General features: G+C 58.1%; 19 protein-coding genes, 1 pseudogene and 1 riboswitch. Of the genes and pseudogenes, 3 read left to right on the top strand and 17 right to left on the bottom strand.

From position 1 onward, the window contains the following. Positions 1-338: 338 nt before the first annotated feature. A riboswitch (glycine riboswitch) is annotated at positions 339-476 on the bottom strand. 674 nt (positions 477-1,150) lie between these two features. Continuing rightward, positions 1,151-1,279 (top strand): hypothetical protein, encoded by a 129-nt coding sequence (locus tag FE784_RS42450; RefSeq protein ID WP_281287150.1) that lies wholly within the window; start codon positions 1,151-1,153, stop codon positions 1,277-1,279. 898 nt (positions 1,280-2,177) lie between these two features. On the opposite strand, the pseudogene FE784_RS42030 reads toward FE784_RS42450, so the two are convergent. The 16 genes and pseudogenes from FE784_RS42030 to FE784_RS41080 form a co-directional block, all read right to left on the bottom strand. Further along, a pseudogene (locus FE784_RS42030) lies at positions 2,178-2,276 on the bottom strand (DUF1304 family protein); the annotation flags it as partial. After that, positions 2,254-3,810 (bottom strand): four-carbon acid sugar kinase family protein, encoded by a 1,557-nt coding sequence (locus tag FE784_RS23760; RefSeq protein ID WP_139604752.1) that lies wholly within the window; start codon positions 3,808-3,810, stop codon positions 2,254-2,256. The gene FE784_RS23760 and the pseudogene FE784_RS42030, both read right to left, overlap by 23 nt. 181 nt (positions 3,811-3,991) lie before the next feature. Beyond that, the gene (gene pdxA, locus FE784_RS23755; protein WP_176706472.1) at positions 3,992-4,966 is read right to left on the bottom strand and encodes a 4-hydroxythreonine-4-phosphate dehydrogenase PdxA; all 975 of its coding nucleotides are present in this window, start codon (positions 4,964-4,966) and stop codon (positions 3,992-3,994) included. Positions 4,967-5,055: 89 nt separating this feature from the next. Beyond that, complete coding sequence (locus tag FE784_RS23750; protein ID WP_139604750.1) at positions 5,056-6,333, bottom strand: nickel pincer cofactor-dependent isomerase, group 22; 1,278 nt, start codon at positions 6,331-6,333, stop codon at positions 5,056-5,058. 112 nt (positions 6,334-6,445) lie between these two features. Then, entirely contained in the window at positions 6,446-7,843 is a 1,398-nt protein-coding gene (locus FE784_RS23745) for an FAD-dependent oxidoreductase (protein WP_218103799.1), read from the bottom strand. Positions 7,844-7,856: 13 nt separating this feature from the next. Next, complete coding sequence (locus FE784_RS23740; RefSeq protein ID WP_139604748.1) at positions 7,857-9,209, bottom strand: ABC transporter substrate-binding protein; 1,353 nt, start codon at positions 9,207-9,209, stop codon at positions 7,857-7,859. A 24-nt stretch (positions 9,210-9,233) separates the two neighbouring features. Further along, entirely contained in the window at positions 9,234-10,082 is an 849-nt protein-coding gene (locus tag FE784_RS23735) for a carbohydrate ABC transporter permease (RefSeq protein ID WP_246132147.1), read from the bottom strand. A gap of 31 nt (positions 10,083-10,113) precedes the next feature. Continuing rightward, positions 10,114-11,004 (bottom strand): carbohydrate ABC transporter permease, encoded by an 891-nt coding sequence (locus tag FE784_RS23730; RefSeq protein ID WP_139604747.1) that lies wholly within the window; start codon positions 11,002-11,004, stop codon positions 10,114-10,116. Between the two features lie 194 nt (positions 11,005-11,198). Further along, a complete protein-coding gene (locus FE784_RS23725) occupies positions 11,199-12,770 on the bottom strand; it encodes a response regulator transcription factor (RefSeq protein WP_139604746.1) in 1,572 nt (523 codons plus the stop codon). Then, positions 12,767-14,509, bottom strand: coding sequence for a sensor histidine kinase (locus FE784_RS23720; protein ID WP_176706466.1), 1,743 nt, complete (start codon positions 14,507-14,509; stop codon positions 12,767-12,769). Before FE784_RS23720 ends, FE784_RS23725 begins: the two co-directional genes overlap by 4 nt. A 740-nt stretch (positions 14,510-15,249) precedes the next feature. Further along, a complete protein-coding gene (locus FE784_RS23715; protein WP_139604744.1) occupies positions 15,250-16,605 on the bottom strand; it encodes a neutral/alkaline non-lysosomal ceramidase N-terminal domain-containing protein in 1,356 nt (451 codons plus the stop codon). A gap of 50 nt (positions 16,606-16,655) precedes the next feature. Continuing rightward, on the bottom strand, positions 16,656-17,528 hold the full coding sequence (locus FE784_RS23710) for a carbohydrate ABC transporter permease (protein WP_246132146.1): 873 nt from the start codon (positions 17,526-17,528) through the stop codon (positions 16,656-16,658). A 14-nt stretch (positions 17,529-17,542) separates the two neighbouring features. Further along, complete coding sequence (locus FE784_RS23705) at positions 17,543-18,442, bottom strand: ABC transporter permease (protein WP_139604743.1); 900 nt, start codon at positions 18,440-18,442, stop codon at positions 17,543-17,545. Between the two features lie 121 nt (positions 18,443-18,563). Continuing rightward, entirely contained in the window at positions 18,564-18,869 is a 306-nt protein-coding gene (locus FE784_RS23700; protein WP_139604742.1) for a hypothetical protein, read from the bottom strand. Then, a complete protein-coding gene (locus FE784_RS23695; RefSeq protein ID WP_176706465.1) occupies positions 18,827-20,152 on the bottom strand; it encodes an extracellular solute-binding protein in 1,326 nt (441 codons plus the stop codon). Before FE784_RS23695 ends, FE784_RS23700 begins: the two co-directional genes overlap by 43 nt. A 269-nt stretch (positions 20,153-20,421) precedes the next feature. After that, positions 20,422-20,598, bottom strand: a complete 177-nt coding sequence (locus tag FE784_RS41080) for a hypothetical protein (RefSeq protein ID WP_176706464.1) — start codon at positions 20,596-20,598, stop codon at positions 20,422-20,424. Here FE784_RS41080 and FE784_RS23690 point away from each other — a divergent pair. Continuing rightward, positions 20,593-22,191 carry a sensor histidine kinase gene (locus tag FE784_RS23690; RefSeq protein ID WP_139604740.1) on the top strand — a complete coding sequence of 533 codons (1,599 nt, stop codon included), beginning with the start codon at positions 20,593-20,595 and terminating at the stop codon, positions 22,189-22,191. The two genes, FE784_RS41080 and FE784_RS23690, sit on opposite strands and share 6 nt — an antisense overlap. Then, on the top strand, positions 22,184-23,236 hold the full coding sequence (locus FE784_RS23685) for a response regulator (RefSeq protein ID WP_139604739.1): 1,053 nt from the start codon (positions 22,184-22,186) through the stop codon (positions 23,234-23,236). The genes FE784_RS23690 and FE784_RS23685 overlap by 8 nt, the downstream gene beginning before the upstream one ends. A 98-nt stretch (positions 23,237-23,334) precedes the next feature. Here the strand turns inward: FE784_RS23685 and FE784_RS23680 are convergent. Next, a partial coding sequence (locus tag FE784_RS23680) for an FIMAH domain-containing protein (protein ID WP_139604738.1) occupies positions 23,335-26,226 on the bottom strand: 2,892 nt, incomplete at its 5' end.

Below are 26,226 nucleotides of genomic sequence, written 5' to 3'. Positions count from 1 at the left end.
GATTGGAATGTTAAGATGCCGCCCCGCAAGCCGGGGGAAGCTCAGGTTTTTGAAAATCTGCAACATTGCCTTTTCAACAACCCGGGAATTTGGGACTAGTTTTCCTCAAAACGGCAGCTTTCACTCCGGGCATGCGCATAAGCGCAAAAAGGACACGGCAAAACGAAGCAGGCTTACCGATGTGGTAAGCTTACGTCCTTTTGCCCTGTCCTTGTACCTGAGAGTTCCCCAAGCGCCGAATACCGCTGTTTCCGCCGTCGCAAAGTTACCCCGTGGGTGGTCCGCTCCCCTCGCTCCGCCGCTTGCGCGCCGGGTGGGTCGAACGCTCTCCAGAGTCGCGTCCGGGTCAAGTCCTTTTGCCTGAGAGATTCACCGCCATCCAGCGGCTTACTCCTTCGGCGCCGCCGTCCCTCCCCAATATCCGATATCCTGATCGGAAATATCCGGGGCGAGGCAATCTCTCCTTGAACCTTCATCCGCCGTATTCGGTTGTCGATTACCTACATCATTTTACATGATTCGAGCCGCCGGGGAAAGGGGAATTTTTCCGACTCCTATCTGTTGTATAATATTGGTGAACACAAGTGAATACAATTCAGGAATAAAATTAATGATCAAGAGTAGAATATTAACTATTGCCTTATTAACATCATTGTTAGTATTTTCTCTGTTGACAATGCTTATTTTTAAAAGAAAAGAAGAATGTTCTAGATCAAATTACTCAATACTCTAAGGAACTTTTGCAAAATATTTATCATAAAATTGACTTAGCTGAAGACGTGCAGACTCATCAGAATGCAATAGATAACTTTTTGGAATATGCCGTGAAAGGTAAGGATCGTGAGAATAATATCTCAGGTATGTTCTATCGATTAGAAGTCATTCGGGCATATACCCAAATTGAAAAAGCAGTAACAAACACACAAAAGAGAATATCTGACTTGCTTAATAATGAGGACTAAGATGATTGAGTCGGAAGTATATTATAGTGTAAGTATGGAAAACATAATAATACAACTTAGAAAATACTAATAATCAAAAGCCCTAATGGGGCTTTTTTTTGTAATTCAGACATATGTACAAAATCCGCAATTTTGAGAAGTATCGCGTTAAAGTATTAAAGACTCTGGAAACTAATGATCAATACTGCATGTTGCTTGTAGACCAAACAACTCTCCGCGGCGAGACGATCGAGGTGAAGAAGCGGGTGCTCGATGACCGCGCCGGCGACAAGCTGTTCCTCTATACGGGATCGATTCCTTACCCGACAAATTCCTGAACAAAATCGACTGGTACATCCGAAAGCGCCTCACGCTGTTCTGGAATAAGAAGCGCAATCGTCGTAGAAAACACGGCAAGTCTCGCCAAGCGGCCATCGCGGCACAGCTTGTGGGATTAAAGAAACTCGCTAGCTAGGAAATTACCGTAACGCGGAAGAAAGAAGAACATCGGAAAGCCGGATGAAGGAAAACCGTGCGCCATGTCGTACGCAGAAAGAATAGTCCGGTTATCGGACCAACGTCCTTGGAAATACGTTGAGAACAACGCCTAACCTGAATTCGAAAGGAAGAGGGGACATTCTGTAAAGTATTTTGGCACATATAAATTTTTATGATGTTACATCACCCTGCAGAGACAGAAGCAGACAAAGGGCCGTCGAAGTAATCGGCGGCCTTGCTAGGATTCAACTATCGTACCGTTAGTGCGATGATAAATATCATTACACTGAATTAAATCACGCAGGACTTCCATAATCTCTCAGTTTCAATTAGCACTTCTTCATCGAATTTCATCCGTTGTATTGACGGTCAAAGTGTCCAATGATCAATGTCATAACGACAGCTACATGGGTTCCTATTACAACCTTCTGTCCTTATAAGCAAAAGACGCTATTCTTCACCCCTGACGAGCAGAAGGCTCGCTCGATGAAGCCTCTCGAATAGCGACGTTTCGCCGCAACAAAAAACAGACCGCCGCAATCATACGATCGCGGCGGTACGTTTTGTCGAGCAGCCCCGGTTAAGACGGCTGCGCTTCTTCCCTTCGCGGCACCCGGATCGCGTAGTCGCGGCCGAACCGCGGCGAGAGCACGGTCCAGAACGAAAAGAGCTCCTTCTCGATCTCGGCCTCACAACCAAGTGAAATGTACCGTGCCATCCATAGTCCTGACCGTTCTCGTCCGGATGAACGAGCCCAGACCCCGCCAAAAAGCCGTTGTACAAGCCCTGGTTAGCGGCCAGCTCCTTGGTCGATTCAGTCTTCGTCGTGCCGAACGATTATATTGGGCCGCCGTGGAGACTCAATACCACGCCTTCCCTTCAATGCATCAAGCGCGTGTACGAATGTGTCCGCGCTGCCGAACGCCCCTGCCTTCGTGACTACGGGCAAACCGTCGGCATCGCCTCCGGCAATGGCACCAAGTGGAATTCCCGGCTCCAGTTCGGCGACGAGACGCAGTCCGTCGGCCGACAGCGCCCGGCAGACGGCGATCGCGGTGTCGCCGCCGGTCAGGATCAGCCCCGCGATCCGATGCCCGCCGACGATTGCGGCGGCGACCTCGCCCAAGGCGTTCGAAATGGCCGCTGCCAGCTCCATAGGCGAAACGTCTCGGGCCACGGCGGCCGCCCGAGAAGCGGCGACTGAGGCGGGAGTGACGGCGACATGAAACGCCACATCAAGCCCGAGGGCAATGGCCCGCCCGATCTCCCCGCGGCAACGATCGATTTCTATGGCGGCGGTGTCCGAACCTCGAGCCACCGCCGACGGATCGAAATCGACGCCGATTACATTCGGCTCCAGCTTCATGCGGGCGATCTGTCCGAACGAGACGCCGGACATGCTGCCCGCAACGAGCATGACCGCGTCGCCGATCGACGGAACGGGCCGAAGATCGGCGGCTGGGGTGAAAGGCGACGAGGGCGAGGCGGCACGTTCACCCGGAGCGATGTGCGAAGCGCTCTGCGCGCTTGGGGCTCCGGTCAAAGTGATCGCATCGCGTCGATCGACTGGAACCGCCGAACCGTCCGGCTCGGCTTGGCACGGGAAGCTGCCCGCCGCCCCCTCGTCAGGGGCGGCAACCGTCGGCGCCGGCCAATACTCCGCGAGGCCGGCCGAGCCGACCCAAAGCGCGGCATACGAGCGGCCGGCAAATGCGCCGGCGATGCGCGCCAGATCGTCTTCCGTTTGCGCGTCGCAAACGAGAAGCCGGACGCCCCGCGACGTCAGTCGCTCCACCTGCTCGTTTATCGCCGTCGCGCCGGCCGGCGACTCTGTCCCACTTGCCGGGTCACGGTGGACAAGGCCGACCGATCGCTGCGTTTGAGCGGACAGCAATCGAACCAGGTTGGAGTCGCCGACCGGACATTTCGGGTCGCGGGCGATTTCCGTTTCGGCAACCGGTACGCCGTGCAAATAGTGGACGCCCGCCGCCGTCGTGCGCCCCAAACGTGGGAAGGCCGGGGCGACTACCGCCAGTTCGCAGTCGAACACGTCCATCACGGCGTCGACCTCCGCCCCCCACTGGCCGCGCAGCGTGGAATCGATCTTTTTGTACACTTGCCGGTAGCCGGACGCCTTCAACCGCAAGGCAGCCGCTTTCGCGCAGGCGTACGCCTCTTCCGCCGTCAAGGCGCGGCTGTCCGTATTAAACACTATCACGTCCGCGTCCGGGAGCGGACGCGGGTGCGACAGGGACGGCGCCAATGCTTCCGCCCCCCAGGTCACGATCGTCGTTAGCCCTTGCCGGGCAAAACGAACGCCCGCGTCGGCAGCACCCGTCAAGTCATCGGCGATAATTGCCAAACGTTCCATGAAGCATCGCCTCCGCTTTCGTATAACCGCTTTTCGATTCCGGTTTCGTTTCGTCCATGGATTCACGGAATCCTATTCCGTTAAGTCCGTCCGAGCCGCCTCCCCAAGACTGAATGCGAGAAACAGCGGAACTCCATTCTTTTATAGACACGCCATTCCAAAAAGGCGGCCTCCGTGCCGCTTATCGCCCCGCCCGCTTAGGCGCCAGCTCAACCGCCTGGCGCAGCGCCTCCTTCAGGCTCGCTTCGTCGGCCACGCCTTTGCCGGCAATATCGAATGCCGTGCCATGGTCCACGCTCGTGCGGATGATCGGCAAGCCGACGGTGATGTTCACGCCGGCGTCCAGCCCGAGCACCTTGATCGGTCCGTGGCCCTGATCGTGATACATCGCCACGACGATATCGAAATCGCCGCGCGTCGCGCGGAAAAACAGCGTGTCGGCCGGAAGCGGACCGACCGCCTCGATGCCTTCACGCCGGGCCCGCTCGACGGCGGGAACGACTTTTTCCTCTTCCTCGCCGTAGCCGAACAAGCCGTTTTCGCCGGCATGCGGGTTGATGCCGCATACGGCGATGCGCGGCTTGGCATAACCTGCTTTTTTCAGCGTCTCGTCGGCTAGTCGTATGACCTCGTACACCCGGTCCGGCTGGATGCTGCGAATCGCGTCGATAATCCCGATGTGCGTCGTCACATGGATGACCTTCAAGCGGGGAGCGCTCAACATCATTGCGTAATCTTCGGTGCCAGTCAGAGAAGCCAATATTTCCGTATGCCCCGGATACAGGTGGCCGCCCTTGTGCAGTGCTTCCTTGTTTAACGGAGCGGTGCATATGGCGTCAAGCTCGCCTCCGTTGGCCAGCCGGATCGCCTTCTCCAAATAGCGGTACGCCGCGTTGCCGGCTTTCGCCGAAATTTGCCCGAACGGCAGGTCGGCCGGAAGCAGGGCGAGATCGAGGCAATCGACGACGCCGTATTCGCCCCCGGCTTCCGTCGGCCCGGACACGGCGCGTACCCGCAGGTCCGCCCCGACAATACGTCCGGCCCGATCCAGCAGGGCGGCGTCGCCGATCACGAGCGGAACGCATGCGTCGTAAACCGCTTCGTCCCGCAAAGCTTTCATAATAATTTCCGGTCCAACCCCGGCGCCATCGCCCATCGTAATACCGATTACCGGTTTTTCGAACGGCAAACGTAACACCTCCCGATCTGTCTTGGTCCAATCGTGCTGCGCCTATCGCTCCGCGTTCAAGCGTGCGAAAAATCGCTTTTGTGCAAGTAACCGTCCGCGTCAAATTCAAATTCGGCCGCTTCCCCGATTACTTCGATGTGAGGCAACGAACCGATTTCCGGCAGCAGCGTTTCCGACACGTACAAGTGTTCGAGATGCAGCGTGTTCGGAATGCGCACGATCCGCGCCGCTTCGGGACGGACGCCCCAATTGCAGCGCAGCGAGGCGGACAGCGCCTCGCGGTCGCTGCCGGCGATGAGCGGAATCATCGCCCGGTGCAGGAACGAGCTGGTGATCACATTTTCATTCATAACCGGCAAATCGAGCTTGTCGAACAGCCGTCGCGTCGTCAGGTCGGCCAATCCGATCCCGAGCCCGTTGCCGTGCGAAGCCTCGCTCAGGTCGCTGGCGATTACGTATTTGATCCGCGGGCTCGCCGGCTCCTCCACGCCCAGAATGCGCATGCGGCCGATAATATTCGTGTCCATGCCGGTGCCGCTGTAGTTTTTGCCGATTTCGTCGACGACCAATACATCGATCTCGTCGACAGGCAGCTTCGGCATTAGCGAAGCGGAAAAATCGAGCAGTTCCGCCTCGCGGCGCATAATGTCTTCCTTGGCGATCGCTTCGAGCAACGCGGTTTGCTCGAAGGCGTTTTCGATGATTGCCACGCCGCAGAATATATTCGCCCGATCCAGCACGACCTTTGCCACCTCCGGCATCTTGTCGCGAATGCCCTGCACGCCGTAGCTGTGGACGAGCAGCGCCTGCTTATGCTTGCCCATGCCGATCGCCGCCATCTTCATCAGGCCGCTTTCGATGCCGATCGGCGATTTGAAGTCGGTATGCACCTTCACCCGTCCCATCAGTACGACCCCGTCCGCCTCATGGGCATGCTTGTCCATATAGACGGGCATGCCGTCCGGCGTCTCGCCGATTTGCACGACCTCCATCGAGGAGACGATCGGCGCTTCGCAAGCCCGCTCCGTCACACCGAGGCCATGCAGCACCTCGACTTGTCCTTCCGCTGTCGCTCCTCCGTGGCTGCCCATTGTCGGCACGATAAACGGCTCCGCCCCGAGCTTCTTCAGCTCGCGCACGACGGAGCGGATCAGGACGGGGATGTTCGCGACGCCCCTGCTGCCGGCGGTGATCGCCACTCTCATGCCGGGCTTCACGAGCCGAGCCAGACCGACCCGACTAAGCTGTTCTGCCATTGCTCCCTCCAAATCGTCCACCTTCGGTCCGCTGAAACGCTGCCTGATTTTCACCATGCGGGGAAATCCCGTGTCCATTCGCCAGTCTCCCTCCAGCCGTCATCCGGCCTCCTAATGCTTCCACCCTCGAAACGCGGGGCGCCGGCTCGCGACAAGTTCCGAATGCCCCGCTTCCTTCTTCGCCTACGCTTTACACGGCCGCGAATCGTGCGCCCAAATATGCATTCTGCTTCAACAGCTCGCTCTGCAGCTCGTTCACATCGACTCTCCGCGGCGCCGTCCCCCGTTCGGCGCATAGAGCGGCCGCCACGCCCGCGGCCTGCCCCATGGCGAAGCACGGCGGCATGACGCGCACGGCGCTCAGCGCCTCGTGCGTGGCCGATATACAGCGGCCGGCGACGAGCAGATTGTCCAGCCCGACCGGAACGAGCGAGCGATATGGAATCTCGTAGGCGTTCGCGGTCGGAAACTCGTCCGTGCAGCCGCCGCCCGCTCCGGTCGGGCTGTGGATATCGACCGGATAGCCGCACAGCGCGATGACGTCCGGAAACGCGGTCGGCGCGATCAGATCGTCCAGCGTCAGCTCATATTCGCCGGTAATGCGCCGCGTCTCCCGCACGCCGACCTGGGCCGCCGTATCGATCAGAATCGCCCGCTCAAAGCCCGGCAAGCAGTCTCGGAAAAACCGCACCAACTGAAATACTTGGCGCCGCCCGTCCAGCTCGGCGCGGGTCAAATCCTCGACGCTGGTACCGTCCAGCTGCTGGATGCGCGTAATGTTGAACCGCCACACGCCGTCTTGCGGCGTTTTGTACATCGCCACCTTGTCGCGCGCCACCGTCCACTCGCCGCTTTCCCGCTTGCGGTCGATAATGCCGGCGAACAGCCGCTCCCCTTCCTCGGGGTGCTCGGCACGGTAGGCGTCCACCGCGTCGTCGTCGATATTCGCCATCCGGAAAAACAGCGTCATCGGCTGCGTCAGGCCGTCCGACGCTCTCCCCGTCTTCATCGGCACGCCGGCACGATAGGCGACGTCGCCGTCCGCGCTGCAATCCACCACCACGTTTGCCCGGATTGCCTGAAGCCCGGATTTGCTGGCAATCAGCACGCCCGCCACCCGGTCTCCCTCGCGAATCGCATCGACCAGGAACGTGTGCAGGAACAACCTCACGCCCGCTTCTTCCATCATCTCCATCGCCACCAGCTTCATGACCTCGGGATCGAACGGCGTCACGTGATCGTGACCATGCTTGCGGTAACCGGCGTAAGCGGTCAGATTTCGCACCTTCTCCGGGTGAACCGCGCCGTCCAGCCGCTCCATCCGGCGCACCAACTCGTCGAACACGCCCTTGATCAGCTGCGTCTGTCCGTCGTCGCTGAACGAGGTCATAAACGGCCCGACGAGGCTCGCCGTCGCGTTGCCGCCCAGGAAGCCGTAACGCTCGACGAGCACCGTCCGCGCTCCTTTGCGCGCGGCCGCGATCGCCGCCCCGATGCCGGCCGGCCCGCCGCCGACGACCAGCACGTCCGCCTCGGCCGCAATGGCGGTCTTGCGACTAACATTCACCGTTTCCGCGAAATTCGTCAATGTCGTCATCTCCTTATTTTTGTTTTAATTCCGCATCGGACCGTTTTTTCATATTGTCTACTGCCTGCTGCGTCGTCTGCTCGCCGATCAGCGCGCGCTGCGCTTCCTCCTCGACGATTTTTTGCAGTTCCGGTATTTTGTCGAACTTGGTGTCGACGATAAATTCTTTATCCAAAAACAACGAACGTTTGAACGATTCCACGTCGAACAGCTTCTCCGCCTGGTCCCCCAAAATTTGGCTTACCACCTTGTTCACGTCCGCCTTTTTCCACGAAGGCACGCGCCCGTCGGGAATCATCGGTTCGTTGCCCTCCATCACATACCATTTGAGAAACTGCCACGCCGCTTCCTTCTCCTTGGAGCGGGAGTTGATCGAGACGAAATCGAGGTAGCCGGTGCCTCCGGTAATGAACTTGTCGTCCGCGTGCAGCTTCGGCGCCGGAGCGAACGCGGTAATAAAATCGTGCGGGAAATTTTTCGTATCCTTGATGCTGCGGATCACCGCCGACGTCCACCAAAGCATCGCCGATTTTTCCGACAAGAAAATTTGATCCCCTTGCGTTTTGCTCGCCTTCGCTTCGGCGTACGGCATTTGCACCTTCAAGTTGTTTTCCAGATTGACCTGATGATCTAGTATTTGTTTGAATGCCGGGTTGTCGAAATTGCTCGTGCCGTCGCTCTTGTACAAAATGTCCGGACCAAGCGCCACCTTGACGCCGCGGTCGACAATGTATTCGTAAATTTTCGGCGTCGGCCCGCCGATGTAGGAGCCCCACACTTTGTTCGGGCCTTCGCCGCTCGTCATCTTTTGCGCATATTTCGTATAATCGTCCCAGGTCCACGACTGGGGCACAGGCAAACCGGCGGCATCCAGCTTCTTCTTGTTCAGCGAGACGAAATCGTTCAGGATGATGGCGGGAATGTAATGCACCTTGCCGCCGAATCGAGTAATCGCTTTCTCACCGAAGTTTTCGGTCAGGTTGATGTTGTCTTTGGCAACATATTCGTCCAGCGGCTGCGTCATTCCGGCCTCCACCCGCTTAACCGCGCGGTCCGTCCGGTACGAGACGAACAGGTCGACCTGGCCATTGGCGAGCAGGGCCGTTTCCAGCTTCGTGTTGCCGACGTCGTCGTTGACGTAGCGGGTATATTCCACCTGAATGTTCGGATGCGTTTTGTTCCAGTTCTCGACGACCTTCGCCGGGCCGGATTCCGGCGGAACCGCGCCCCACAACTTCAAGGTGACAACCTTGTCCGATCCGGCGGCGCCGCCCGCCTCGTTTTCTTCGGATTTACCGGAGCAGCCCGCCAGCACTCCCGTCATGGCCAAGCCGACCGCCATCGAACCCAACACCCATTTCTTCATCGTTCGATACCCCTCTCTTCTGATCTATCCTTTTACGCCGCTCGAAATGACGCCTTCGATAAAAAAGCGCTGACAAGCGAGAAATAGTAAAATCACCGGCAAGATTGCGCTGACCGAAGCCGCCATCATCAGCGTATACTGCGTGCCCATCTCGTCGATAAAATGGGTCAGCCCAAGCGGAACGGTGAACAGCTTGTCGTCAGTCAAAAACACGAGCGGATTGACGAATTCGTTCCAATGCTGCGTAAAGCTTAAAATGATCAGCGACACGACCGTCGCCTTGGATAGCGGAAACACGATCCGGCTCCAAATGTGGAAATGGTTAGCGCCTTCCATCCGTCCGGCCTCCGACAGCTCCTTCGGGATCCCCAAGTAGAACTGGCGGAGCATGAACGTGCCGAATGCCGTAAACACTCCCGGCAAAATGAGCGCCCAATGCGTGTTGTAAAGTCCCAAATAATTGAACACAATAAAACGCGGGATCAGCGTGACCTGGTCGGGCACCATCAAGGTGGCCAGGTAGACGAAAAACACCGTATCCCTGCCTTTGAAATCGATGCGCGCGAAGCCGTATGCCGCGAGCGAGCTGATCAGCACCGTACCGATCACCGAAACGCCCGTCACCTTGATCGAATTCAAGTAATAGAGCCAAAACGGATTGGCCCCGAACCAAACCTCTTTATAGTTTTCCCATACGAACGCGGAAGGAATCCATTGAATCGGATAATCGAACACCTCCAGCGGCCTTTTCAGCGAGGTGGACAACATCCACAAAAACGGCAGCACCATCGTCACCGCAAAGGCGAGCAGCACGACGGTCACAATCAGACGCGGCCATAACGCCCTATTTACGCTTTTCGCCTGTCCGGCCAAACCCCTTCCTCCTCTCCTTCCGGCTTGTCCTTCAATAATTGACCCACTTCTTCTGTCCCTGCCACTGAATCGCCGTTATGATGAAAATGAAAATAAACAGCACCCAGGCCATCGCCGACGCGTAGCCCATCTTGTAAAAGCTGAAGCCCGCCTGGTAAATGTAAAACGTCAGCACGCTGGTCGACGTGCCGGGTCCGCCTTGCGTCATGACGAATACCGCCACGAACACCTGGAACGAATGAATGATGCTCATGATTAAAATAAAAAAGGTCGTTGGCGACAGCAGCGGCACGGTGACGCGGAAAAATCCGGCGACCGGCCCCGCCCCGTCGATTTTGGCCGCCTCGTACAAATCTTTCGGGATGTTTTGCAGCCCGGCCAAATAAATGACCATGTTGTAGCCGATGCTCGACCAAATGTTCATCACAATCACCGCGGGCAGCGCCCATTTCGTGCTGGCCAGCCAACCCGGCGGGTTATCGATGCCGATGCTCTGCAGAAAACCATTGATCGGGCCCTGCGACGGATTGTACAGCACGCCCCAGACGACCGACACGGCGACGACGCTCGACACGTATGGCATGAACACCATCAGCCGAATCGGCGTCTTGAGAAATGCGCCGTTATTCAGGCCGACGGCCGTCAGCAGCGACAGGATCATAATGGCCGGCACGGTCGCCGCCACGAAGATCAGGTTGTTCTTCAGACTGTCGGTAAACCACCGATCGTGCCACATCGAAATAAAATTGTCGAGCCCGACGAAGCGAAAGCCCTTAATCCCGTCCAAGAAGTTCCAATCCGTGAAGCTCATCGCCAGCGAAAATACGATCGGGATCAAGGTGAGAACGCCGAAGCCCAGCAAGCTCGGCCCGATAAACAGCCACCCCGCAAGCATCTCCGACTGATGATGCTTTAACTTCATTTCATTTTGCCCCTCCTTCGTCAAAGTTTGTTGTATCTTGTCGCCTCTTCATCATATGAAAACGCTTCACGAAAAAAAACACCCGTTCCTGTGAGGAAGGGCGCCGATTCTCCGAAGTTGATAAAAACGTTTTCATTTCGTGTCCGATTCTACGAAAGCGTGCCCGTTTCTTGGATGCGAGGCTAACCTATTGTTCAATTGGTCGTCCCCGAGCGGTTTTCCCGGGCGTACTGCATCGGGGTGATCCCGTTGTATTTTTTAAACACCTTGGTGAAATATTTCGGGCTTTCGAAGCCGATCTTCTCCGTCACCTCGTACCATTTCAGCTTGCCGTCCCGCAGCCATTCCTTCGCCTGCTCGATTCGCGTCTCCTGCAAATATTGGACGAACGGCTTTCCCGTTTCCTTGGCGAACAAATAGCTGAAGTAGTTTTCGCTCAAATTGACCCAATCGGCGACATCCTTCACCTTGATCGGCTCCCGGTAATGGCTGCGGGTGTATTCCATCGCCCTGCGGATTTCGTCACGATGCTGCGGCTGCGCCTTGCCGAACGTCAGCCGGACCGCCTCGTGCAGGCGCAGGCACCATTCCCGCAGCCGAGGATACGTATCGATGAGCCGAACCTGCTCGAACAGGGACGGTTCGGCCGGATCGGACGCCAACTGCTCGCCTCTTTCCTCGAGGGCGAGCATGACCGAGGACAGCCACAAATAGATCGCTTCGCGAATCGCCTCTACCGAAAACGACTCGTCCGCCTCCTCCGGAAACAGCCGACTCCAGGCAAGCAGGGAAGCTTCGTCGCCGTCGATGCGCAAGCCGTTCGCATACGACTTCAGCAACTCGTTCGAGATGAAATGACCGTCGCGCTTCGGCTGACGATCCTCCTCCCGGTACACGAAGACGCCGCCGTCGCCCTTATAAAACCGCCGCCGCAACGCGGCATTCGCTTGATCGCGAGCCGCCAGGCGACCCTTTGGCTCGGCGAAAGGCAGGCTCAATCCGGCTGTCAGCGCCAATCCGGCCTCCGCGCACGCCTCGGCGAGCTGCCTCAGGGCGCGCACCACCCGCTCGCGGGAGAGGCCGTCGTCGTGCCGGGGGATAAGCGCCCAGCAAGCGCCGTCCTTGTCCGGCACGATCCGGGCGGCGTTCAGCGCCGGCTCCGGCGACCGCCTCAGCCATTCCCGCACCGTCTTGCAGTCATCGTCTCCACGGTCGGGGGAAAACTCGGGGTCGGCATGTGCCGAGTCTTTGCGCTCGCTCAGCACAATTTTACCGAGTATGCACGATGTCACGTCCGCAAACAAGCTGTCGAACGGCGCGGTGTCGGCCCCGGATAGCCATTCGCCGAGTCCGCCTTCCGGCGCGGCTGCGGACGGCAGAGGCTCCGCCACGATGCTTTGCTTGATTTGCAGCACGGCCGCGAGCAGCGCCTCCGGCGTCATCAGCAGCTTTTGCACGTAATCGACCACGCCAAGTCTCAACGCCTCGCGAACGGTTTGAAAATCTTCGAGAACGCTCAGGATCAATATCCGCGAGGACGGGAGCTCGCTTTTGATCATCCGGATCAGCTCCAGGCCGTCGACATGCGGCATGCGGATATCCGTCAGCACGATATGGGGCCGGGTGCGCCGGACCAATTCCATGCCGCTGATCCCGTCCGTCGCCTCCCCGGCGATGTCGACGCCGTGGCGGTCCCAGTCGACACTGGAAATAATGCCCTTGCGGACAAACACCTCGTCGTCAATGACGGCCATTCGAATTCTCATACCCCATCCCTCCGAAACGGTATATGAATCGTAAACACGTTCGTGCCCTCCGCCTCGTCGCGTTCGAAACGCAAGCCGTACGCGGAGCCGAACATGAGCTGAATGCGGCGGTGCACGTTGGCGATGCCGATTCCGGAAAACGATCCGTTTTCGTCAGCCGCCAGCCGCTCCTCGATCGCCTGCAGCCGCTCGGGGGCGGGCGGCGCGCCGTTGTCCGCCACCCGCAGCAGCAGCTCGTCCCCGTCCAGGCGTGAGCATAACGTCATTTGCCCTCCGTCGATGAACAAGCCGTGACGGTACACATTTTCTACCAGAGGCTGCAGCGACAGCTTCGGCACATAGCCGTCCAGCGTTTCCGTCCCGAAGCTCTCCACAACCCGTATCGTGTCACCAAACCGGTATTTTTGAATCGTCAGGAAGCTGCGCACGTTTTCAATTTCCTCCGCCAGCCGGATCGCTTCCTGCCCCCGGTTAATGCTCATGTTCAGCAGGTTGCCGAGCGACAGCAGCATGTCGGTAATATCCTTCGCCCCGCGCATGATCGACATCCATTTGATCGTGTTCAGCGTGTTATGCAAAAAATGCGGGTTGATCTGCGCCTGCAGCGCTTCCAGCTTGGCCTGCTCCTTGCTGCGTTCCAGCTCGATTTCCCGGTCCAGATGATCGCTCAGCTTGAGCAGCATCTGGTTGAACGTCATTCCGAGCAGCCCGACCTCGTCGCGCGAGCGGATTTCAAAGGCGACGTCCAACCGTCCCGACTGGACCTGCTTCATCAGGCCGCCCAGCCGGCGCAGCGGTCGGGTGACCATCGAGGAAAGGACGACAATGATCGACATAAACAATACCATGCTGATTGCGAGCAGCACAAATACGACTTGACGGATTTGCGCGACCGGCTTCAGCATGTCATTGTACGACACCGCCTGCACGACGCGCCAGTCGGCGATCGGCACGGTGTCAGCGACGATCTCGAAGCGGTTGTCCCCCACTCCGGCAGTAAATCCGTTTACATGCCGGGCCAGCCCGTCGGCGATGCGCGGATACAGCGCGTCGAGCTCCGGCGTGTGCTCCCCCAGCAGCTGCCCGTCCTCGTCGACCATAAACCCGAGCACGCCTTCGCTTTTAGCCGCCAACATGCGCAAAAACTGGTCGGCGGGTCGGCTGATGACGAGCATCCCGATCACGTTTTGCAAATCTTTGTCGCGGATCGCCAGCGCCAGCGTCACCAGCTTGCCTTCCGCCGGCTTGATATAGCTGTCGTGGTTCAGCTTCCACACCATGTACCCTTTTTCCGCCTCGGCTTGCCGGTACCAGTCCGATTGCCGCAGTTGAGCCAGCGCTTGCGGCGTCTGGCCCCAATTCGTGTAGACGAATCCGTCGTTGTCGACCAGAGTGAACAGGGGGGAGTCGGTCAAGATCGCCGTCGACACCTCCAGAAATTTCTTGTCCATCCGCCCGACGTTGTCCAACTTGTCCCGGCTCGTGTCAGGCGAACGTGCGAGCACCGCAAGTACGTTTTCGTCCAGCACGATCGATCGGGAGGCGTTCACCATCATCGTCAGCTCCTGCACGATATTGCGGTTCACCTGCAGTAGCCGATCGGACGTCGCCTCGGCGATTTTCGCGCTCAATATGTTTTCGAATTCGTTATAGGCGTATGCGCCAATGCCGATAATCGGCAGCAGCACGAAGCACAGCGAAGCCGCTATCAATTTGGTCCGCAGGCTGATGAAACGCATGGGGCAACCTCGCTTTCTTCGGAAAGGCATCTATGCTCATAGTATACCACTTTGCGCAAGAATGCTTGTTCGAGGGCGCGCCGCAGCTCCTCAACTACTATGATCGGCTTGCTGAGCAACGGGTCGACGAACCACACTCTGGTCCTCAAAACAGCACCAAGCACCATTCCGTCAAAAAGGTGGGTCGCTCAGCCTTCACTCTATACAGCACGAGCGCTGCTCCCCCGAGACGTCATCCCGAACGAAGTAAAGGAGCGCCTTCAGCTTCAGCATAACCGGCATTGACTCTCATACGCCAATATTGATACGGCAATGCATATAAGTTGTTGTCCCCATACGGTTAAGGATATAGGTTCTTGTCCTGGGCCCAGGACAAGAACCTATATCCTTAAATTAAAAAATCCGCGATCTACGCGGATTCCAATGCATCCAAGTTCGTGTCCCTCGACAATTTTTACTATATTCTCGGAAGGCACCGCAGCGGTAGACACCATAAGAACGGCTCCGCTTATCGGCCCCAGCATCCATTTTTTCACTTCTGATCCACGCCTTTTCTGTAGGTTGACGGTTTGGCCTTGCAGTGTATACGCGCGCACCCCTTATTTTGTTGTCAGCAAATCGGGAAAAAGGAGGCGATAAGTCGCCCCCTCAGCACACAGCCTAAACACCTTTTTTCAAAGTGTCCAGACTATGGGTACCAGTTTAGAAAACAGCTTCTTCTTTTTTAGATGAAAGCCGTGTCATTCGTCTTCCGGCGGCCTTCCGACGGTCTCCATTTGCCGGCCGATTTCGTCCAAGATGCAATCCTCCGTCTCCGGCGCGAACCGGCCCTTGAAGCCGATCGTGAACGGATGGTCGGCCTCGTAGCCGCCCTCCTCCAATATGTTCCGGGTCGGGATATACGAATACACGCCATTGGTATAGCCGAGCACGAGCAGCCGGAAGCCCGGGTAATCGCGCTTGAGCCTGAGTGAATAGCCGGTCGGAATTTCGCTTTCCAGCGCGATCAACGCCACCCGCTCCGCCAGCCTCCATGTCTGCACGTACAGCGGCAGCTTCGTCTTGACCGTGCCGTTTTGCTCTGCCCGGATCGTTCGCTGCGCCGCGCGGCGGTAATATTCGCCGGCCGCGCCTCCAAGCAGCCTGGCCATATGCTCGTCATCGTCAGGCGCCACGGCCAAATCGATGCTGGCGAGCGCCGACCGGAACGGACCGGCCAGTTCGGCGAACGCGCCTCCGCTCAACACCCGGCGTACCTCCCTGGCCAATTCGTCGCCGGCGGTCCGCATCTGCTCCGCCGTGCACGACTTGAACCGGTCGCCGTCCGCGCTGTGCCGCGGCTTCAAATCGCCGGCGCAGCCTTGCAAAAACACGGCGACCGTCCCCGGCAGCGCCTCCTCCAGCCGCGCGCACGCCTGCCCGACGAACTCGGCGGACAGCAGGTAGTTGTCCGCCCCCATCGCCGTCGGGTGGCAGCCCAACTGGAACAATACCGCCTGCAGCCGCTCCCGCTCGTCGGTTAAGGTCAGCACGGCCAATTCGTCGTCCATTTCCGCCTCAGGCGCCGGCGCCCACTTCACCCCTTCGCTCGTCAGGCGTCGCCGGCTGACCGCCGCCCGGGTCCGACCCGCGGCCAGCTTCAGGCGGCCCGGCCGCAGTTCGGCATAACATCGCTCGACCAGCGCAACAGTCGTCTCCCTGATCCAACGATAATAAGCAACATCCTCGGTATAATCGATCGCCGCCGAATCCTCCTGCCAGTCGTCCTGGCCCATGCTGTAGTTGCCCCGGCGCGCCTCCGCCTCCTCGCCGGTCAAATACAGCGAAGCGTGCGTATGCGAGAAATGCAGCATCACATCGGCCTCCTCCAGCCCGAACCGCTCGCGCAGCTCCCGCTTCAGCCCGCGGACGAACCCCCGGTCCGCTCCCAGCGCGTCGAAAGCGACGATCAGCAAGTCCCGCCCCGCCGACAGCAATACCGTCTTGACGAACAAGTCGTCGAGCACCCCTTCGCTTTTATGCGTTCTCCCGCCGAAGCCGGCCATAAACACCGGCCGGGACGGGGTAATGCTTTGTTTGGCAACGGCAAATTTCATACCTCTCTCTCCTCCCGCGTTCAGATCGTCGCTTTTTGTTTCCGGCCCGTCTACTCCTTCAAAGAGCCGAGCATCGCACCCTTGACAAAATGGCGCTGAAGCAGCGGATATACGACCACAATCGGCAAAGTCGCAAACAACACGACCCCCGCTTTCATTTGCTCGGGCGTAAACGAGCTCGCCATCTCGGACGCCGACATCGAGTCCTGCACCTGCCCCTCCATGACCATATTGCGCAAAAGCACCTGCAACGGGTACATGTCCTTCGTGCGAATATAGATCAGCGCGGAGAAATACGAATTCCACTGGCCAACGGCATGGAATAACGCAATCGTGGCGATGACGGGCATCGAAAGCGGAATGGCAATCCGGGCAAAAATGCCGTATTCGCTGCAGCCGTCCATCTGCGCCGCGTCAAACAGCTCCGCGGACAAGCCCTGAAAAAAGGTTTTCATAATAATAATGTTGAACGCCCCGAGCGCTCCCGGAATCATCAGCGCCCACAACGTATTGTCCATCTGCAGCGTCCGTACGAGCAAATAGGACGGAATCAGCGGGACGGAAAAAACGAACGTCAGCACAACCGCCCGCAAAATCAGCTTTCGGGCCGGCATCTGCGGCCGGGACAGCGCATAAGCGATCGTCGACGTAAAAAAAAGCGCAATCAATGTCCCGAGCGCCGTAATATAGACGCTCACCCCAAGCGATTTCCACAGCTTTTTTTGTTGGAAAATGGAATCGTATACTTGGAAATTCAAGCCCCTCGGCCAAAAATAAACCTGCTTCGCATTGACAAATTCCGTGGAACTGAAAGAAACCGCCAGCAAATGAATCATCGGCGCCACCATCGCCAGCCCGACAACCACAAAAAACGTATGATTCAAAATCGGAAACCATCGGTCCTTCCCGCTTGCAGCCGTCACTTGCGTCCACACCCCTAATAAATGCTTTCCCCGGTCGATTTTCTGCTTATATAATTAAGCCCCACGATCAGAATGAAACCGATAACCGATTTGAACACGCCGATCGCCGTCGTATAGCTGAACTGGGCCCCGAGCAAACCGGCACGATAGACGTACGTATCCACGACCTCGCCGACATCGCGCACAAGCGGGTTCAAAAACGCCAACAGTTGCTCGACGTTCGCATCGAGCACTTGCCCGGCGCGGAGCAGCAGCAGCACGACGATGGCGGGCAGCAGCGAAGGCAGCGTGATGCTCCACATTTGGCGAAACCGTCCGGCTCCGTCCACCATGGCGGCCTCATACAAATTCGGGTTGATTCCGGCCAGCGCGGCCAAGTAAATAATCATGCCCCAGCCGATTTCTTTCCAAATCCCGATCGAGACGAGCAGGCCGCGGAAATAGACGGGCTCCGTGAAGTAATCGACCGATGCGAAGCCGAGCCCGTTCGCCATCCGGTTGACGAGTCCGTCATAATGAAGCAATTGGAGAAACAGCCCGCCCACGATCACCCATGATAAAAAATGCGGCAAATACAAAACCGTCTGAATCGGTTTTTTAAACCGCGACGAGCGGATTTCGTTGAGCAGCAAAGCCAAAATCAAAGGAGCAGGAAATCCGAAGGCGATCGAATACAAACTGAGCAGCAGCGTATTGCGCAAAATATGATAAAACTCCGGATAGGTGAACATATTGACAAAATGCTTGAGTCCCACCCAATCGCTGCCGCGAATCCCTTGAAAAATGTTGTAATCCTGAAAGACGATCACATTGCCGAGTAACGGGATATATTTGAACAGCAGCAAATGCAAAATGGCCGGCAGCGCGATCACAAGCAGCGCCCGGGACGTTTGCGTCCCCGGTTTGAACGGCATATTCCCCACTTCCTTATGTGCGAAAGCCCGGTGAAGCGGGCCGTCGGCAGCGCTTTCCTCCCCCGCCGTGTTCACCTGGCTTTCGAATGAGATCGAACGTATGTGTGGCCTGCGCCGCGAGCTATTTGCCGTTGAACGATTCGTACCAGGCCGTCGCTTCCTTGATCGCTTCGTCTCCGCCGCGCCGTTTCCACTCGGCGACAAACGTGTCGAATGCCCGGCCGGCCTCCTCCTTGCCCGTTACGACCTTGGCGACCATGTCCATAAACAGTGACCCGCCGCCCGCGCCAAGCTCGGGGTGGGTTTTCATCGTGTTCAACACCGGCATGTGCAGGGCGTCGTTCGCCATGGCGTCGTCGTTGGCCAGCTTTTTCCCTTTGGCAATCAAATCCTTGTACCGGTTGATCGAAATAAGCTGATCGGACAACCTGGCGTCCCCCACCGGATTGAGCACAAGCTGGTAGATGCTGATCGCGTTTTTATCCGCGTTGACGGGCGCCGCCGAATCCCACTCACCTGGCCGTCCTTCTCCGTATAATTGACGTCCTTGATGCCGAAAGAGAAAAACTTCTCCTTCTGCGCATCGTCCGACCACGCCCAGTCGAAAAATTGAATCATTTCCTCCGGATGCTTGACCGAAGACGGAATGACAAATACGTTTTTGATGCCGGTCGATTCCGGATACAGGTAGCTTTTGCCGTCCGCGCGAACCGGCCCGCCCAGCATATCGAGCTTGACGCCGGACTGGTTCGGAAACTTGGTGTCCGGATTGAAGGAGGACATGAAATTTTGCACGTCATGCAGCCACATGCCCGCCTTGCCGGCGCTAATATTGTTAAACCAGTCGCCCGACTTGGTGGTGAACACGTCGCGGTTCATGTACCCTTTGTCGTAAAGCAGCTTGTAAAAGGAGACCGCGTCCTTCATGCGCGGATCGATCAGATCCGGCCTCATTTGGCCGTCCTTGTAAGTCCATATGCCGGGAAAGACGCCGAAGTAGCCGAAAAACGCTTCGCTGTAGCCGAGGTTTTCCCTCGCGTAGAACGGAATTTCATCGTTCGGGTCGCCGTTTCCGTTCACGTCGTTTTGCTTGACCGCCTCGAAGTAAGCGAGAAAATCGTCCAAGCTTTTTGGCGTCTTCATGCCCAGCTTATCCAACCAATCCTGACGGGTATAGATGACGCGGGAGGAAGGATAAGCCGCCGAGAAGGAAGGAATGGCATATATTTTACCGTCCTTGCTGACGTTCGGGCTATCCCACGCCTCCTTCGGAATATGCTTTTTCAGGTTGGGGCCGTACTTGTCGATCAACGGGCCGAGTTCGGTAAAAATGCCGTTCTCCACCGCATTGGGATGGCTCGGATTATCGATCGAAGCGGTAAAGATGACGTCCGGCAACTGGCCGGAGGCGAAGCGCAGCGTCAATTGCTGGCTGTAGCTGTTATGGTCGAGAAATTCATACTTCAGCGAATAGCCGGACAGCCGGGAAAGCTCCTTGACATACGGATCGCCGGGCTGCATGTCCTTGGCGTAGGCGTTCTGCAGATCGCTCATCAGAAACGTGATGACTCTCGGTTCCTTCTCCGTCGGCTTGGCATCCGGCGAGCTTTGCGAATCGACTTCGCCGCCGCAGCCGGCCAGCAGCGTGGCCGCGGCCAAAACCGCAGCCGCGCCGGCCGTCGCCCGCCAACCCCGTTGATTGATTTGCATGGCAATCGTTCCCCCTTGTTCTGGTCGACACGGAAGGCTAGCACTTCGGGTCAGCTTTATCATAAAGGAACCGTCCGGCCTTGAATATGGTTTTTGCTGTTCGCGTGCGGGGTTTCATGGGAAACCGTTAAGCGCTTTCAGCCGCGGTCAAGGAATGGGCGCCTTTATGACGAATAGTAAGGAACAGCAACGGAATTGCCACCCTGACCGACAATCGTTTTGCCCGTTCCGGCAAGACCCGTGAGCAACCTGCTTGCCCGCTTGTCGATTCATACCCGGCTCGTCGTTTTGGCGATGCTGTTCATATGCGCCCCGCTGGCCGTGTTCGGCACGCTCTGGTATGACGAATCGACGGCGGCGATGGAAAAAAGCGCGATCCGGTACAGCGCGAAAATGATCGGGCAAAAATCAACGACAGGCTGGACAACTATTTCATCGATTTGCAAAATGCGACCTTCCCGCTGGCCGTACACCCGCTGATCCAAAGCTTCTTGAAGGTCGACACGATGGACCCTTACGACGAATATGCATTGACCCAGCGCATGTCCAACGAAATTTTCCCGAACTTGCTGTACGGCCGTTCCGATCTGTCCGGCGTCTCCATCGTCTCGGCGAGCGGAAAGGTGGCCACCTCCTTTCAAAAAAATGTGGCGATAGAAGGATACGAGCTGTACCGGAACGTGCCATTTCATGACAACAACTTCAGGATCATGGGCATCCGCTGGATCGACTCGACGCCCGTGCTGTCCGTCGCCCGCCGGTTTATCGACATGTCGGACTACAAAACAAGCGGCATGCTCATTATCGATCTCAAATACCGGGCGATTTCGGACATGCTGGACAATGGGACGCTCAGTCCGACCCACTTCGTCTGGGCGATGAACGCGCCTGGCGAGATCGTATACCATCCGGATGCGGCCAGATGGGGCACGCAGGCGCCAAAGCCGTTTCCCACCGTTCTTGCCGGCAAGCAAAGCGGGCATTTCACCGACAGCTCCTCCGGAACGGACAAGCTGCTCGTCTACGATTACTCGCCGGTTACGGACTGGACGCTGCTGATGGAGGTGCCGGTGGAGGAACTGACCGGCGACTTCTCCCGGCTGCGCCAGGCGACGGTCGTGATCGGCCTGCTCCTGATCGGACTGGCGGCCGCGACGATCGGAAGCTTTACCGTTTCGATCACCCGCTCCCTGCTGCTGCTCAAGAAGCTGCTGAACCGCGCGGAGCAGGGCGACCTGGACGTGCGGGCCCCCGACGGAAAAGCCGGCGAGATCGGCAGCCTCAACCGCAGCTTCAACACGATGGTGGCGGAGCTGAAACGGCTGATCGAGGTGGTGCACATTGCCGAGCTGAAGGAAAAGCAATTGACCATCAAACATATGGAAGCGACGCTGCTCGCGCTGCAAACGCAAATTACGCCCCATTTTCTTTACAACGCGCTGGAGGCGGTCAACAGCCGGGCGATCGAAGCGGAAGCCGACGACGTCAGCCATATGATCGCTTCCATTGCCGGCATGTTCCGCTACAGCGCGGGCGATCCGCACAAAATCGTCTCGCTGCGCGACGAAATGAATCACGTCGCGCTTTACTTGAACATCCAGCAGGAGCGTTATCCTTACCTCCGGCCGGATATTCGTATCCGCGAAGCGGATTTGTCCGCCGTGGACGCCGTCCGCTTGACGGTGCAGCCGATCGTGGAAAATGCGTACTCGCGGGGCTACGAGGAGCATCGGCTAAAGCCCGGCTATGTCGGCCTGTTCGGCGAACGGCGCGACGGCCTGTATGTGTTGACGATCGTCGATAAAGGGAAAGGAATGCCGCCCGATACGATGCAAGCGTACAACCGGATGTTTACGACCATGACGACGGAGGACATTGCGAAGGAAAACCGTTCCGAGGGGAAAAGCATCGGCTTGTGGAATGTCCACACGCGGCTGCGGCTGACGTTCGGCGAGCCATACGGGCTGCTGATTCGACGGTCCGACGCAGACGGCACGGAAGTGGAAATCAAATTGCCTTGGAGGCGGGAACATGTTTAACGTGCTGCTGATCGACGATGAAGAAACGGTCAAACGAAGCTTGCGAAAAATTATAGAAAGCAAAGCCCCCGGCTTTGCCGTCATCGGCGAGGCGGAGGATGGCGCGCAAGGACTGGAGCGGATCGGCGAGCTGCGGCCCGATCTGGTCATCACGGATATCCGCATGCCGGTCATGGACGGCCTGGAGCTGGCGCAAGCTTTGCGAGCGCGCGGAGACGCGATCGAGCTGTTGATCGTGTCGGGCCACGATCAATTCCAATATGCCAGGCAAGCGCTTCGCTTCGGTGTCGTCGACTACTTGCTGAAGCCGCTCGTTCCCGCCGATGTGGTCGCCGCCCTGGGCCGGACCGGCGACAAAATACGCCTCGCCCGGCAAGAGGCGCTGGACATCAACGGGTGGCTGATCGCGCAGCGAAGCCGGATCGGCCATTTGGCTCATGCCGTCTGGATGCTGCAAGAGGAGCGGTCGTTCGGACTGCTGGCCGAGCTGGAGCGCGATGTGCCTTCCCCGCGCGGAGCCGAAAACCGGACGAGGCCATACATGACGGCCCTGATGATGAGCCTTCATGCCGAGTTGGCTCGCCTGGCCGAGGGGCAATGGGAGCCCGTTCAAGCGCGGGCGCCCCTTCCCGGACAGGCCGACAGAACGGATTGGCAGGGCCATGTGCGCGAACTGATCGACGCCTTCCGAAGCTCGCGCAACTTCGGTGTGCACCACCTCGTCATGAAAGCGGTCGCTTACATCGACGACCGTTATACGGAGGAAACGTTGTCCTTGTCGGAAATCGCCGAGCATGTCGGCGTCTCTCCTTCGCATTTCAGCAAATGCTTCAAGGCGGAGCTGGGCGTGAGCTACACCGACTATTTGACCGAGCTGCGCATGGAGCGCGCGGTGCGGCTGTTGCGGGACCCGTCCGCCAAAGTGTACGAGGTCGCGCAGCAGGTCGGATACGGCGACTATTCCCATTTTACCAAGCTGTTCAAAAAGAAATACGGCTTCTCGCCCGGGCAAACCCGGGGGTTGGCCGGCCGTTCGGAGGAATGACAGCAGCCCGGCTTGTCCGACGCTTTCCGGACAAGCTGGGCTGCGATACGCTTTCGTTTCCGTACATGACTATGGCGAAGCCGCGCTACCGGGTTTTCCTAGCTCCGCCAGCTTGCCAGCAATTTTGCCGCGGCGGCATTCAGCTCCGCTACCGCCTGTACGCCGATCAGCCCTTGCTGCAGCAAGGCCGGCGCTTGTATATAGGCCGTAAAATCCTCCAGGTAGGCGATGGCGGATTGCCCGGCCCCCTGCTGCTTCAATAGGCCAATAATGCCAAGCCGGTAAACCAACTGCCGGCTCAGCGTCTCTTCGAGCTCGCCGCTTTCCCGCAAGCTCGGCACCAGCGCCTCAAGCGCTCTCCATAACGCCTCCGGCTCTCCGTTCGGACTTTCGGACTCGGACGCCGTACCCTCGCTTACGGTCAGCGGGATATAAAACGGTTGTCCAACCCCTACATCGTACACATACCCTTGCGCAAAATCGGCGGCGTCGACAAACTGGCGAACGAGCGTCGCATCCCCCAGTTGAAGCCGGACAATGCCGCCGCCGAGCGTCTCCGCTCCGCGGATTTCATAGGCCGCGTTGCGAACCCCGTCGTTCTGCACATAGATCCACCGGCCGGCCAGCGTACTCGCCGCGGGCCCGTATGTGGCGAACGACACATCCAGATGGTTTTGCAGCGCAAGCTCCCGGGTGAAGTCGACGATCGCGCCTTCCAGCCGCCCCGTTGCGTCAACCGGCGCGGACGACAAGGGAGCGATATACGAGCCGTCATGCACATAGCCGAACACCCGCTGTCCTTGCTTTTCGGCATATACGCCAAAAAATCCTTTGAACGCCAGCTTGTCGTCCACCGTATACTCCACCGTAGGGTCGAGCGCGCTGACGATGTAATCGACCCTGCCGTTCGCCAACGATACCTTCACCGCCCGCACCCGGATATCGTCCGTCTCGTCGATCAGCACGCCGGCCGCCTTGACGGGAACCGCCTCGACAGCTTGAACGAATGGCGTCCCCTTGTACGGCTCCAGCACGGAAGTAAACGCGCTTTTCAGGTTCGCGCCTTGCCGGTGCGCCAGCATATAGGTCAATGACGGGGGATTGCCCGGCTTGTTTTGCGGCGGCACGCCTGCGGCCAACGTCACTGAATCCGTTTCCCCAAGCATCGTCAGCCTCAGATGGACGTCCGTCTGCGCGCCGGCTCCGTTCCCCAGCACGTTCCACGTATCCTTGGCCTGCCAGTCGATGCTTACCGCCGCCGGATTGTTATCCCGACGCACCTGCTTCAAATAGTGGAATCCGCTGCCCGTATAGTTCCCGGTGGCGCAGCCCGGGCATTCGCCGTACCCGACCGTCTCTCCGGCGTACGTTCCCGTCGGCTGCGGCGTCAGGTTCAGGTTTTCCGTCGTCACTGCGGCATCCGGTCCGTGGAAGCTGAAATGATGGTCGCTCCCCCCTTCGACGCGGAAAAAATCAACCGCGTACGAATTCGCCTCGTCGACCCGGATCATCGCGGTCGAACGCCGATATAGCTCCGTGCCCGGGTAAACCTGCGGCGCCTCGACGTCGATCAGCTTGACTTGCCCGCTGTCGTCGAAGTGCCGTGGCGTCGCCACCCACTGACTGCGCTGCTTCGTTTTGTCCACGACAACGGTGTTATGACTCACCGTATTATTGACCCATTGATGACGATGCGGGTCCGCATCGTTGGCGAACTCCGGGTAACCCAGATCTGGCGCGAGATCCAGACCGAAGGCGTGCAAGCCCAGATTGAGCGTGTCCCGATGACCGTGGTACACGGTCCGGCCGTAATACATCCACAGATCGCGCAGCGTATTTTCCGCCGACTGCTGCTCGTCGCGTTGATGCCGGGCGGCCTCGTCCAGCAAAATCAGATCCTTGACCCCCATCTTGTAGTTGGTGGCGGACGGCTGCTTGCCGATGCCTTCAAAAGAGATCGTATGGCTGCCCGCCGTCAGCCACAAGGTGGAGATCGTTTCCGGTCCGGTGCCGTTGCCACCGTAAAAATCCAGCTGGCCAATGGCGGACCCGTCGACCGAAATGCGATAGATCCCGTAAGAGGCAGCTTTGAACGGCAATATCGCCAGCTCGTATTCATCCGCCGCGGCCACGTCAAACGAAAACGTCAGCGTCTCTCCCGGAGCGGTCGCCTCGAATTGCACGGTCCCTGAGTCTTCGAAAAGCTTGACGCTTGCGCTCTGCTGTACGATGTCAAGCGCCGGGAATTTGTACACCAGACCATATGAGCCGGTCGGGTTGTCGCCGTCCCGCAAGGCGCTGAAGCCGTAGCCGGTCATATTCACGCTTGGCAGGTTCAGCGGTCCGTATTGCTCGATCCGGTCGGCGATTTGATCCGCCAGTCCGTCGGGATCGCTCGACCAAATGTCCCCGTGAAGCCCGGCCGTACTGTGGTTGTTCAACATATAGGCGACCTGCGCGAAAATCGGATCGCCAAAATGCTCAAACGCCTTGACCATCGTATTCAGCTTCACTTCCCTGGCCGGATTGCCGGTTTTCCCGTAATCGCCGATCGTCGGCGTATAGATTTCGCTGAGCAACAGCGGATACAACCCGGAAAACAGCTTGCGGAACTTGACGTTTTGGTACAGATCGGCGACCGGATACAAGTCATAGCCGTCCAATACATCGGCCGCGTCGATGAAATGATCCAGCCAGAGCCGATTGTACCCCGGCGCCCCTTCGTTCCCGTTGCCATCGCGGTCCACCAAATCGACGAGCGACTGCAAGACGCCGCCTCCGGTCAGCAGCCGCGGAGAAGTCGGAATCCGCCACTCTCCCAACACTACGCCGCTACCGGGCGGTTTGTTGTTCCACGTTATGGCCGACTCCGACCAACTGTCGTCCTCGATCCACTCCGCCTCGTTCGTCATGCCGGCCACCGTCATATTGCCGGTAAGCCGGAGCCGGACGGTCGCCTGATCGATTTCTCCGGAAATCCCCGACAAATT

It is taken from the genome of Paenibacillus hemerocallicola (assembly GCF_006265175.1).
GTDB lineage: Bacteria > Bacillota > Bacilli > Paenibacillales > NBRC-103111 > Paenibacillus_AB > Paenibacillus_AB hemerocallicola.
Note: the sequence above shows the minus strand (reverse complement) of the source record. Positions and strands in the feature narration are given on the sequence as shown.

Bases quoted from the DNA above. Each gene is read 5' to 3' on its own strand.
- FE784_RS42450 (WP_281287150.1), top strand. From the start codon at position 1,151: ATGTTGCTTGTAGACCAAACAACTCTCCGCGGCGAGACGATCGAGGTG.
- FE784_RS23760 (WP_139604752.1), bottom strand. From the start codon at position 3,810: ATGGAACGTTTGGCAATTATCGCCGATGACTTGACGGGTGCTGCCGAC.
- pdxA (WP_176706472.1), bottom strand. From the start codon at position 4,966: ATGGGCGATGGCGCCGGGGTTGGACCGGAAATTATTATGAAAGCTTTG.
- FE784_RS23750 (WP_139604750.1), bottom strand. From the start codon at position 6,333: ATGGACACGGGATTTCCCCGCATGGTGAAAATCAGGCAGCGTTTCAGC.
- FE784_RS23740 (WP_139604748.1), bottom strand. From the start codon at position 9,209: ATGAAGAAATGGGTGTTGGGTTCGATGGCGGTCGGCTTGGCCATGACG.
- FE784_RS23730 (WP_139604747.1), bottom strand. From the start codon at position 11,004: ATGAAGTTAAAGCATCATCAGTCGGAGATGCTTGCGGGGTGGCTGTTT.
- FE784_RS23725 (WP_139604746.1), bottom strand. From the start codon at position 12,770: ATGAGAATTCGAATGGCCGTCATTGACGACGAGGTGTTTGTCCGCAAG.
- FE784_RS23720 (WP_176706466.1), bottom strand. From the start codon at position 14,509: ATGCGTTTCATCAGCCTGCGGACCAAATTGATAGCGGCTTCGCTGTGC.
- FE784_RS23715 (WP_139604744.1), bottom strand. From the start codon at position 16,605: ATGAAATTTGCCGTTGCCAAACAAAGCATTACCCCGTCCCGGCCGGTG.
- FE784_RS23705 (WP_139604743.1), bottom strand. From the start codon at position 18,442: ATGCCGTTCAAACCGGGGACGCAAACGTCCCGGGCGCTGCTTGTGATC.
- FE784_RS23695 (WP_176706465.1), bottom strand. From the start codon at position 20,152: ATGCAAATCAATCAACGGGGTTGGCGGGCGACGGCCGGCGCGGCTGCG.
- FE784_RS23685 (WP_139604739.1), top strand. From the start codon at position 22,184: ATGTTTAACGTGCTGCTGATCGACGATGAAGAAACGGTCAAACGAAGC.